The organism is candidate division WOR-3 bacterium (genome assembly GCA_029858255.1).
In the GTDB taxonomy this organism is placed as follows: domain Bacteria; phylum Hydrothermota; class Tepidihabitantia; order SM23-42; family SM23-42; genus SM23-42.
This window is the reverse complement of sequence record JAOUFJ010000044.1, coordinates 1-11,302: the sequence shown is the minus strand read 5'-3', so window position 1 is coordinate 11,302 and position 11,302 is coordinate 1. Positions and strand designations below refer to the sequence as shown.

The following is an 11,302-nucleotide window of genomic DNA, read 5'->3' as shown; positions in this document are numbered from 1 at the left end:
TAACATAATTGCACCTCCATTAAATCATAGTATATACCATGATCACAGAGTTGCAATTTTTTCATAACATCAAATCTTCACAAGTCACACAGCAGTTTAAGTGCCGTTATAGTCAAACCCTGCTTCTCGATGCGCTGCGCTTACTCGAAGGATAAAGATACTACTGACAGACGGTGTGACTCACCAAAAATGCCTCACCCTCACCTTCATCCTCTCCCCTCAAGGGAGAGGAGAATAAACGAGGTCATGCAAAGGAGGGCGGGGTCGAATCTTTACAATTGATATGGCCGGCGCAGTCACCGTGTTAGACGAACCTCGCTTCTCGATGCGCTGCGCTTACTCGAAGGATAAAAACGCCTTTTAGGAATCAGCCCACGGAACGCCTCGACCCGACTCTGTTCGCCGCTCAGCTACCGCTCATCCTTCAATATCGCCTCGCCCTTGGTGAACCACGAAATGCCGAAGAACAATACAGCAAAGGCCTCCAGCCAGTATACAGGATTGAGCGGTTCAAAAACCGAGGCTATTGAATCGGGTAGAATAATATAGACAGCGATCAACAGTATGCAAATGGCCATCGCATAACCGCAAGCTTTGTAGACCCTGTTCCTCTGTATTTTTCTCCTTGAGGGCGGTTTGTCCGGATTCGTCTTCGTAAACAAGAAAAGTGAGAAATAGATCAGCGTCAAGAAGAACAGGGCAGCAAATGCCAGGTGAATGTACCCGATTATGTGATCAGTGTTTGTGGCTCCGACAACTGGTGTGCAGGGAAATAATGCTACCCCGATCGCGAATATGCAACACAGATTACCGGCAAGGTTATCAGAACGTTCGTAACCCCTATATGTAAGCAGGAAGAAGCTGATCGCAAACAGAATTCCGACGAACACATCGCGCATACCTGTATGGTAGTAAGCGCTTACAGAACTCTGAGGACCGGTGTTGAAGAAAATCAGGGCACCTATCGACAAGATGAAAGGGAACAATATCCCCAAGAGCCCAATGATTCTTCTGAGTTCCAGATAAGAATAGACCAAAGATGTTTCATTTCCTAATCCTTTATTCATGGATATCCTCCTTTTCGCAATCCCTGCATTTTTTTGAATCTATCATTCAATCTTAAATGTTACCCACGTCATATCAGCTGCGTCTCAGCGTGATCCTTCCGAAACTTTCCGCCGAGGACAATAGCCTTCATATTGTTTGAATGTGTTGATATCTATGATTCGCATCATCCCTGTTTTTTCGGGATGCCAGTTGATGCCGTAGAAGTGATCACACCCCGTGCATTGAAAGGCAAACGGGATGTTTTCTTCATCCAATTCCCAATCGATACCGCACGTTGGGCATCTAGTTATGAAAGCTTTACTCAGTCCCACCCCCAGACCTTGCTGTACAGAATATCTAATAGATTATAACCCGGATGGCGGGATTTTTACGAAGATGTTTTTTTTTGATTGTTAACAGAACCACGGAGCGGGTCGATGGCAGTGATGGCGAGCGGGCTTCGTGTCGCGACTGCACTGGATTCCCCGGTCAAGCCGGGGAATGACCCATGCTATGCAGGATGAAAGAAACGGACTTACGTGAGAATTAGTGGCTAGCACTTTGACTAGCCACGAGCCGACTTCTCAATGCGCTGCGCTTACTCGAAGGATAAGATTGAACAGAAGAAACTCAAAGACTTCTGCCAGATAATATTATCACTGCAATCTATTTGTTTATCATTGTCATCAAAGAAACTCTAGAGTTTCTGCCAAATAAAAACATCATTGTAATCTTTCTTTTATCACTTTAATCGAAAAGGCTTACAGCCTTTGCCAGACGTTTTTATCCAGACTCCGGTACTGGATGGCCTCGGCGATGTGGTGAATTTTGATGTTTACTTCACCATCGAGGTCGGCAATGGTGCGGGCGACCTTCAGCACTTTGTCATAGGCGCGGGCGGAAAGACCAAAGCGTTCGATCGCGGTTTTGAGCAACGATTGCGCTTCATTATCGATCGCGCAGTGCTTTCGAATGTCCCTAGACCCCAGATGCGCGTTGCAGTAGATATTTCTCGTGCCCTCATAACGCTCAAGCTGGTTTTCGCGCGCCATGTTCACGCGTGTGCGAATATCCAGCGACGATTCACCGGGTGCAGTCGATTTTAGTTCATCGTATTTCAGAGCCGGCACTTCGATGTGGATGTCGATCCTATCCAAGAGCGGCCCGGAGATCTTTGCGTGATAGCGCTGGATCGCGGCCGGCGTGCACCGGCATTCATGATAAGGATCGGTGAAATACCCGCACGGACATGGATTCATTGCTGCGGCGAGCATGAAACGCGCCGGGTAGGTAAGCGTTATTTTCGCTCGGCCGATCGTCACCTGGCCGTCTTCAATGGGCTGGCGCAAAACTTCCAATACGTTTTTGTGAAACTCGGGCATTTCATCGAGGAATAACACGCCGTTGTGCGCAAGCGATACCTCTCCCGGTCTGGGCACATGACCGCCGCCGATTATTCCCGCATCAGAGATCGTGTGATGGGGTGAGCGGAAAGGCCGGGTACCGAGCAATGAATCACCCGACTGCAGAATGCCGGCAACCGAATGGATCTTGGTCGTCTCCAGCGCTTCTTCCAAAGTCATACGGGGGAGTATCGTGACCATGCGGCGCGCGAGCATGGTCTTACCAGTGCCGGGGGGCCCGATCATCAAAATATTATGGCCGCCGGCCGCGGCGATCTCCAGGGCGCGCTTGGCATGATACTGTCCCTTGACCTCGGCAAAATCGACCGCATACTGGCTCGCGGCATCAAAGATCTCTTCGCGATCCACGACAGTAGGCTGCGCTTCCATCTCGCCGTTAAGGAAAGCCACCACTTCGATGAGGTTATCAAACCCGTATACGCTCATACCATCGACGATCGCCGCTTCACGGGCATTCACCCTGGGCAAAATGAGGCCGTCGAGATGGTTCTGTTTTGTGGCAAGGGACAGAGAGATCGCGCCCTTTATCGGACGCAATGACCCGTCCAGCGAAAGTTCACCCAGAATCGTGTAGCGCTTCAAACTCTCGCTGCGCACACTCTGGCATGCACCCAGAATACCGACCGCGATCGGGAGGTCAAAACTGGAACCTTCCTTTTTAATATCGGCCGGTGCCAGATTGACCGTGATTTTCTTACCCGGGAAACGGAACCCCGCGTTCTTTATCGCTGCAAAAACCCGGTCTTTTGATTCCTTGACCGCGTTGTCAGGAAGTCCGACTGTAGTGAATGCAGGAAGACCGGTTGATATGTCGACCTCGACATCTACAAGATATCCTTCGATCCCGAATGTAGCACATGATAACACTTTTGCCAGCATGACAATCAGTATAGATGCTACACAATTCACTGTCAATCGCCGAACACACTCACATTTTCGCAAAAGCGAAGACAATTTTTTATGTGGTTTTTTGCTGAAAACGTAACATGAAATCGATTGCTGTACACGGTAATCAATGATCATTCTTCTCGATGCGTATGCCTTCGCTAACGCTGCGGCTAACTTACTCGAAGAGTAAGTATGAGAGCGGATTGCCCCCTCACTTTTTCGCAAAAGCGAAGGCAATCTCTACCCCATCTACTTTACTGACGACCATCGATCTCTTCTTGAACAGAAAGATTAATTCTGAATGTAGTATGTCAACTGCATAGACGTCAGACACACCATTTTGTCAATAGTCAAGACCTGACCCCATGGCGTCTTCTTGACTCACGTGCTCGTCTGGGTATAATAGCCAAAGGAGTAATGATGAAAAAGATATTAGGCTATCTGGTCGTGGCGGCGATCTTGGTCGTCACGGTCGTTTTGATACTGCAAATCAGAAAACCCGTCAATGCAGAGTTCGTACCTGCCTCGGAACATTCGGCCGGTGAAAGCCGCGAAGAGTGGGCAGGCATTTTCATCCAGGGTGAACGGATCGGCTACTCTTTCACCAAGATATCGCGCGAGGATGCCGGACTCACGGTTGAGAACATCACGCGCATGACCATCGTCATGATGAACCAGACCCGATCGCTGACGACCCACGTGTTTGCTCACACTGATAAAGACTACACCCTGAAAGATTACTCGCTGGAATTGCGTAATGGCGGGCACCAGCGCGTCGAAGGCAGGATCGAAGGGCAGAGTCTGCAATTAACTTCATACGTTCAGAACAAAGAGTACACACAGACCATTGCTTTGAAGGAAAAACCATATTTCCCAGACGCCATAGAAGAAGTAATAAAGAGCAAGAACCTGAAAGCCGGCGAAGAGATCGCGATACCCTATTTTGACCCGACGACCCAATCGTCATCCACCGCGCGCATAAAGATGCTCGGTCAGGAGCAGGTTGATGTGCTCGGCGAAACGAAAACCGGGACCAGGGTGGAGCTCAATTTCATGGGGATCAGTTCGATACTCTGGCTCGATGCGGATTATCAATTGATAAAGGAATCGTCACCGGCCATGGGGCTGGAAATCATACCCCTGACCAAAGAACAGGCACTGGCTGAGATATCACCGGACAAGGCATTCGACCTCATAACTTTCTTCTCGGTAAAACTCGATCCTCCCACACCCGATCCCAAGAATCTCACGTACCTCAAAGTAGAAATGCAGGACATCACGACAGAAGACCTCGACCTCCAGGATGACTACCAAGACCTCCTCAGCGAAAAACCGATCGTGATTGCCTCGACCCTACCCCAGATAGCAGATCTACCCGACCTCACACTGCCGATCGAACATAACAAAACTTTCCTCCAACCGTCTGCGTACATACAGTGCACCGACCCGAAAATCGTCAACAAGACAAGGGAGATGATCGGTGATGAAACCAACGCCGCCAAAGCAGTGGCGAAACTCACGAGCGGCGTATATAACCTTCTCGAAAAAAATCCCACTGCTTCACTGCCTTCAGCCCTCGATGTGCTGCAGATGAAAAAAGGTGACTGCAACGAGCATGCGATCCTATTCACGGCGCTGGCGCGGGCAGCCGGCGTCCCGACGAAGATCTACGTGGGGCTGGTGAACCTAAACGGCTATGCCTACTATTACCATGCATGGTGTGCTGTTTGGCTTGGAAAATGGGTGCCGGTCGACCCGACTTTCAATCAATTTCCCGCTGACGTCGGACACCTGAAACTGAAAGAGGGCGAAATTGCAGAGCAGGCAGGTGTCCTGAAAGTCGTGGGCAAGTTGAAGATAAAAACTCTCGAGTACACAGAATAGTCCGTAGCACAGAATGAAACGACTGGTCGTCAAGAACCTCAGGAAGAAATTCAACAACGTCTGGGCCCTTCAAGGATTAAACCTTCAATTAAAACAGGGTGAAATATTCGTACTACTGGGACCAAATGGCGCCGGAAAAACAACGACCCTGAAATTGACCGCAGGCTTGCTCCGTCCAACTGAAGGAGAGATAACGATCGAAGGGATCAATCTCAACGAAGACCCGATCAAAGCCAAATCATTCCTGGGCTACGTGCCGGATGAACCGTTCATATATAACAAACTCACGGGTCGCGAATTCATCAATTTCGTCGCCGGAATTTACAATGTGAGGACCCCCCACTACGAAACACGCCTTGCCCAACTGATCGAAATTCTCGACATCGGTCCCTGGATCGACGAACTATCAGAAAGCTACTCCCACGGGATGAAGCAACGTGTGATCATGTGTCAGCTGCTGTTACACAATCCTGACCTGGTCCTGATTGACGAACCCCTTGTCGGATTGGACCCGAAAACAAGCAAAACAGTACGTGAGATTTTCGTCAAACTCAAGGAAGAAGGGAAAACTCTCTTCATTTCTACGCACACGCTTTCCTTTGCCCGGGAAATTGCCACCAAGATCGGCATCATAAACCGCGGCGAACTGAAATTCATCGGTGATATAGAAGAATTATCCAGGATCTCCGGGAAAAAAGACATCGAGGATATATATTTGAAGTTGTCAGAGGACAATGCCGATTCACGGGGCATCGATTACAGTGATAAAAACCCCGGATCACAGTGATATCGTTCCGGGATGTCGTTCCACTGCATCAGCTATGAGCGGGAAGACCGCGGGCAGCAAGGCCGAAGCCTTGCCCTACGTACTGTCTGTAGTATATCCCTCGAGCAAGCTCAAAACACATTATTCTTCGAGTGGAGTCGATTCCGCCATTGCTCAAATCTGTGATTTGACTGCAAAAGCGCGAATCCCGCACTTGCGCGGGAAGTAGTTATGTTCTCGACGCATTCCTCCGGAATTTGCTCGAACAATAATAGTCAATTTTGCCATAAACACAACATGTGTAGTATCAAAGAAACATGATGCGTGATTTCCTTTTGATATTACAGGCACGCGCCAGGATGTTCTTTGCGTCTGTCAGGTCTTTGAGCGCGATCAGGACCGCCTCGTTCGTTTTTGTCATCGCCTGTTTTGTTCTGGGCGCTTACTACATTTTCATCAGGGTCTTTGGCTATCTCATGAATGTCGAAGTCATCGGACCGGGCCTCCTTGACCGGCTGATCGAAATGGCTCTTTTCGTCTTCTTCATAATGCTCTTGTTCAGCAATGTCATCACATCGTTTTCGACTTTCTACAACAGCCGGGAACTCGATTTTCTCTTCTCTTTACCAGTACCGCCCACCTCAATATATCTTGCTAAACTTCTCGAGAACTGCATGTATGCATCATGGGCAACGCTCACAATCGCGTGTCCACTTATCATCGCTTACGGCGTTAAGACCGGCGCACCGCCCATGTATTATCCACTATCGATCATCAGCGTCATTATTTGTATGGTCATACCGGCTGCGATCGCGTCGGCACTCGTCGCCATATTGATACGTGTCCTTCCAAGACTGGGTCCACGTGAGGTGATAATGATCTCGTTAGCCCTTGTCCTCGGACTGACATATCTTTATATCAAGATCAATAATCCCGGGTTGCTCAAGATATTCGAAACGGAAAATGAACAGAGCCTGCTGCTTTTTGCCGCCCAGCTGACCACGGTTGGCGGGGTTTACATACCCTCAACCTGGCTGAGCAACATCCTGCGAGGATTCAATGGCGATACGTCCGTTACAACGTTCAATTTTCTGCTGCTGTTCTTCGTGGGTCTGAGCACGGTCCTGATATCTTTCATCATCGCAAAAGTATGCTATGTGCGTTCATGGCTGTCGACCGGCGAGCATGCATGCAAGAGGGTCAGGCGCAAATCATTTCTCTACCGTCCACAGACGCATGCGGCAAAGTCAATCCTGTTCAAAGATCTGCTAATCTTCGTGCGTGAGCCAACCCAATGGGTCCAACTTTCGGTCTTTCTCATCCTGCTCATCGTTTATATACTTTCGTTACGCAGGACCCCAATCTATTTTGTATTCCCTCTCTGGCGAACTATCGTTGCCTTCGCCAACTTCGCCTACATAAGCTTTGTCCTTGCCACGCTGGGCGTTCGGTTCATCTTTCCCACGGTGAGCCTCGAGCGCGCAGGAATATGGTTTATCGGCTCATCACCTCTCTCTTTCAGAAAAGTCCTTCTCGTTAAGTATTTCTTCAATCTCATTACAGCAGTCATCATCATGGAAGTTCTGCTTCTTTCGGCAAATCTTTTCATCAAGGTCAGCCAGGGGCTTTATTTGCTAATGCCCGTTATCGGCCTTTTGGTTGCCGCCTCGCTCGTCTCGATAAATCTCGGGTTGGGCAGCAGATTCCCACATTTTCACGAAGACAATCCATCACGCATCGCGGCTGGCAGTGGAGGTATCATGGCGGCTTTGATCAGCATCGCCTACGTCGGTGTATCGATAGTGATCCTGGCAGCACCTGCCTATAACTACCTGTCGCATACCTTCATGAGCATGCCGGTGAATTATTTGCTTGTCTATGCCGGGTTTGCGCTTTTTGTACTATTCAGTATCTTCACGATAATCATGCCGCTGCGGATCGGCATTAGGTCGCTCGAACGCAGAGACTACTGATCACTAAGCACTAAACCCTAAATTCTAAACAATACCAACATTCCAAGCACAAATGACCGAAACAGTCATATTTCACGTCTAACGTTTTGCGGTTACGGTGCCCGTTTCGTTGGAAAAGAATACGGTTACGTATCTGCAACCGCGCCGCACTGTCATTCTCCGGCTTGCTTACCTCTGACTTGATCAGTGGGGCCGGGGAATCCAGCCCTGCCGCTCCACGTAATCCGTCATTGCGAGGACGCCGCAGGCGGACGAAGCAATCTCCTCGTCAACCCGTCATTGCGAGTCCTGCGTAGCAGGGCGCGGCAATCTCCGAAAGTATGCGATACTAACAGAAGTAACGAACATGACGACAGTCACGAAAATAACGGTATTAACGTAAACAACGCAAATAACGAAATTAACGGAAGTAACGGTACTAACGAACCTAACGTCTTTGTGTTATTTTTTCGGATAAATCCGTCTAATTTTTCTCACGACTTCATCGACCTGCTGCTTGGGCGTGGATGCCCCGGCCGTGATGCCGACACTCTTTGCGCCTTTGAACCACGAACGCTTCACTTCGCTGGCCGATTCTATGTGATGGGAACGCCGCAGTTTTTTACAGACATGATACAGCCTTGTCGTATTTGCGCTATTCTTTCCACCAACTACGATCATAACATCTGATCTTGTCGCGAGTTTGGTAGCTTCATTGATACGCACTGCGGTCTCGCGGCAGATTGTGTTGTAGATCTTCATTTCGATCACGTCCGACATCAAATCGGCAACGGCATCATTTAATTTCTCCTGGGTAAGAGTAGTCTGGGGTACTACACCGATTTTCTTCTTGTTTATTTTGTGCCGTTCTTTGTATATAGTAGCATGTCTCCCCGCATAACCTAAAAGGCCTTTTACCTCAGGATGATCCTTCTCCCCGACGATCACGACGTAGTAACCTTCGTCGATGAGTTTCTGGACATATCGCTGGGCACGGCGCACGCGCGGACATGTAGCATCAATGATACCGTAATGCTTTGAATTTATTTTTTTTAGAACATCCGGCGCGACCCCGTGTGAACGAATGATTATAACGCTATTTTTATCTGTACCATCGATCTTATCTACCGGGCGAATTCCACGCTTCTTCAGGTCTTCCACGGCCAAGCTGTTATGTATGAGAGGCCCCAGGGAATATACGTTTTCTGCTTTGTTCGCCGCCTCGAGTGCCATCTTGATCGCCCGTTTCACACCGAAGCAAAATCCACCATGCCTTGCACGGTATATTTTCATTTCAACTTCAGCACTTCTTCCCTGATGCGGTCGGCGAAACGCGCAAAGTCCTCGCGCGTTCTTTTGTAGCCGTGCGGGTGGATCAGTTTTCCGAATTTTATCTTGAGTTCGTTCAACCTGAACACGAGTGACACAACACGCTTGTTAGAGTTAGTAATGTACACGGGAATTACCGGCACTCCGAAATTTACGGCGAGATAACCGACGCCCTGATGAAACGGCAGCATTTCTCTCTTGCGCGACCTCGTGCCTTCAGGAAAGATCACCACCGCGTTGCCTCGACGCAGCAATCTGATCGCCCTTCTAACGCCGCCCGTGCCTTCAAGTGATATTGCGTTATAGTTATCGATCAACCAGGCGAAAAATTTCGAGCCGGTGAACAATCCCGGCTTGGCAAGAAAGTGTATCTCGCGGAAAGCAGTTACGCCGACCAGGGGCGGGTCAAGGAAGGAAACATGATTGGGGGCCAGGATCACCGGACCCTTTTTTGGCACACGGCCCTCGATCTGCACCCCGGTCAGGGCTTTGAAGAGAGGATAAATGAAGATCCAGGCTAAGAACCATTTCAACCTCATTGCATTAAATTATAATCTGCAAATCGTTGATTTCAAGACATTTGTTCGACCCCAACACACCTCCAACCTCTTAAAAAAGGCTTTCCCGGGCACTTGACAAAGCTTCTTTTCCCATTATAATTATTCACTTGTTGAATAGACGTCAATCTCGTATAGAAAGGAGGTGGTGGAAAGAGCGATAACCTGAAGAGCTGGATTTTTTGGGGATAGAAACCCGGCTCAACTACAGCAATATCCCTAATACAATTTAGGAGGAATAATGAGTAAAATCAGAGTAATATTAGTATGCCTGTTGATGGTTCCCATGCTTTTCGCTGCAAAAGAAGATTCCCACACTCCCGATATGATGATCCAACAAATAAGCCATACTGACAACCCGGCGGACGTTAGTGCCACACCTGCGGTCCGATACCAGACACAGAAGACCGCACCGGTGGGCCGTCAGACATGGGAAACCTATGCGGCAATGCCTACGGCATTGTACTACAACGCCGCTGCGTACTGCAATGGAGTTGCGTACAACCTGGGCGGGTATACAACTGTCGGCGTCAATACGATCTATGCATTCGACTGTGGTACAGAAACATGGTCAACGGTCGGCACGACATTGAATCACACGATCTACAGACACGCCGCGGCGACCGTCAATGGCAAGATATATGTCATTGGTGGTTCTGATGGTTCCACCACATATTCAACCTGGAACCAGGAATTCGATCCCGTAGCAGTAACGGTCACTGACCGCGCTCCGCTGCCAGTGGGACGTTATTTCCTCAGTGCTGTTGCCTGGCGCGACAGCCTTATTTACGTATTGGGTGGACAGGCAACGACCTATTATGATCGTGTCGATATCTATGACCCCGCCACCAACACATGGACGACCGGCACGAACATGCCAACAACGAATCGCTCCTTTGCCTGCGGCATTTCAGGCGACACGATATACTATACTGGTGGTTACAGCAGTACCCTATATCAATCTGCATCTTATATGGGCATAATCAACCCAGCAAATCCCACGAGCATCACCTGGACGCAAATCGACGATATTCCCCTTGGTACATCAGCCCAGGCCGGTCGTTCGCGCGTGCAGGGTGCATGCGTCAACGGTTACTTCTACTTTACTGGCGGCGATGATCACGGTGCAGCGTTTCCCGCGTATGACTGCTGGTACTATGACCCGGTCAGTACCGACTGGGTTCAGATGCCGAATAAACCCACACCGATCAGCAATTCACAATGCGCCGTTGCTGCACCTGCACTGGATAATGGCACTTTTCTGTGCACGGGTGGTTACAACGTTGCGACAAGCTCAGCCACGGCTAACACCGAGGGTCTGATCGACCTTGGTGGTGGTGGCGGTCCTGCCTTCTGGGATTTTGAGGATGGTTGGCAGGGGTGGACGCATACTAGTGCATTAACTTTCCCGGCTGCTTGGGATGTTGTGCAGACCACTTATGCGGGTGGGCCGTA

Annotated in this window: 9 protein-coding genes; 4 read left to right on the top strand and 5 right to left on the bottom strand. The window is 49.3% G+C overall.

Annotation, left to right across the window (positions count from 1 at the left end; all coding sequences use genetic code 11):
* Window positions 1–410: 410 nt before the first annotated feature.
* The 3 genes from OEV79_11560 to OEV79_11550 form a co-directional block, all read right to left on the bottom strand.
* The gene (locus OEV79_11560; protein MDH4212073.1) at window positions 411–1,067 is read right to left on the bottom strand and encodes a DUF998 domain-containing protein; all 657 of its coding nucleotides are present in this window, start codon (window positions 1,065–1,067) and stop codon (window positions 411–413) included.
* Window positions 1,068–1,808: 741 nt separating this feature from the next.
* Entirely contained in the window at window positions 1,809–3,350 is a 1,542-nt protein-coding gene (locus OEV79_11555; GenBank protein ID MDH4212072.1) for a YifB family Mg chelatase-like AAA ATPase, read from the bottom strand.
* A 220-nt stretch (window positions 3,351–3,570) separates the two neighbouring features.
* Window positions 3,571–3,693, bottom strand: coding sequence for a hypothetical protein (locus OEV79_11550; protein ID MDH4212071.1), 123 nt, complete (start codon window positions 3,691–3,693; stop codon window positions 3,571–3,573).
* 86 nt (window positions 3,694–3,779) lie between these two features.
* On the opposite strand from OEV79_11550, the gene OEV79_11545 reads away from it, so the two are divergent.
* From OEV79_11545 to OEV79_11535, 3 genes are all read left to right on the top strand, one after another.
* Window positions 3,780–5,243, top strand: a complete 1,464-nt coding sequence (locus OEV79_11545; protein MDH4212070.1) for a transglutaminase-like domain-containing protein — start codon at window positions 3,780–3,782, stop codon at window positions 5,241–5,243.
* Between the two features lie 13 nt (window positions 5,244–5,256).
* Entirely contained in the window at window positions 5,257–6,030 is a 774-nt protein-coding gene (locus OEV79_11540) for an ABC transporter ATP-binding protein (GenBank protein MDH4212069.1), read from the top strand.
* Window positions 6,031–6,326: 296 nt separating this feature from the next.
* Window positions 6,327–7,982, top strand: coding sequence for a hypothetical protein (locus tag OEV79_11535; GenBank protein MDH4212068.1), 1,656 nt, complete (start codon window positions 6,327–6,329; stop codon window positions 7,980–7,982).
* A gap of 441 nt (window positions 7,983–8,423) precedes the next feature.
* Here OEV79_11535 and OEV79_11530 read toward each other — a convergent pair whose 3' ends face one another.
* A complete protein-coding gene (locus OEV79_11530; GenBank protein ID MDH4212067.1) occupies window positions 8,424–9,254 on the bottom strand; it encodes a 4-hydroxy-3-methylbut-2-enyl diphosphate reductase in 831 nt (276 codons plus the stop codon).
* Entirely contained in the window at window positions 9,251–9,829 is a 579-nt protein-coding gene (locus tag OEV79_11525; GenBank protein ID MDH4212066.1) for a 1-acyl-sn-glycerol-3-phosphate acyltransferase, read from the bottom strand. The genes OEV79_11530 and OEV79_11525 overlap by 4 nt, the downstream gene beginning before the upstream one ends.
* A gap of 259 nt (window positions 9,830–10,088) precedes the next feature.
* Between OEV79_11525 and OEV79_11520 the strand changes: the two genes are divergently transcribed.
* On the top strand, window positions 10,089–11,302 hold a 1,214-nt coding region (locus OEV79_11520), incomplete at its 3' end, for a hypothetical protein (GenBank protein MDH4212065.1).

Coding starts and splice junctions, on each gene's coding strand:
- OEV79_11560 (MDH4212073.1), bottom strand. CDS start 1,067: ATGAATAAAGGATTAGGAAATGAAACATCTTTGGTCTATTCTTATCTG.
- OEV79_11540 (MDH4212069.1), top strand. CDS start 5,257: ATGAAACGACTGGTCGTCAAGAACCTCAGGAAGAAATTCAACAACGTC.
- OEV79_11530 (MDH4212067.1), bottom strand. CDS start 9,254: ATGAAAATATACCGTGCAAGGCATGGTGGATTTTGCTTCGGTGTGAAA.
- OEV79_11545 (MDH4212070.1), top strand. CDS start 3,780: ATGAAAAAGATATTAGGCTATCTGGTCGTGGCGGCGATCTTGGTCGTC.
- OEV79_11525 (MDH4212066.1), bottom strand. CDS start 9,829: ATGAGGTTGAAATGGTTCTTAGCCTGGATCTTCATTTATCCTCTCTTC.
- OEV79_11555 (MDH4212072.1), bottom strand. CDS start 3,350: ATGCTGGCAAAAGTGTTATCATGTGCTACATTCGGGATCGAAGGATAT.
- OEV79_11535 (MDH4212068.1), top strand. CDS start 6,327: ATGATGCGTGATTTCCTTTTGATATTACAGGCACGCGCCAGGATGTTC.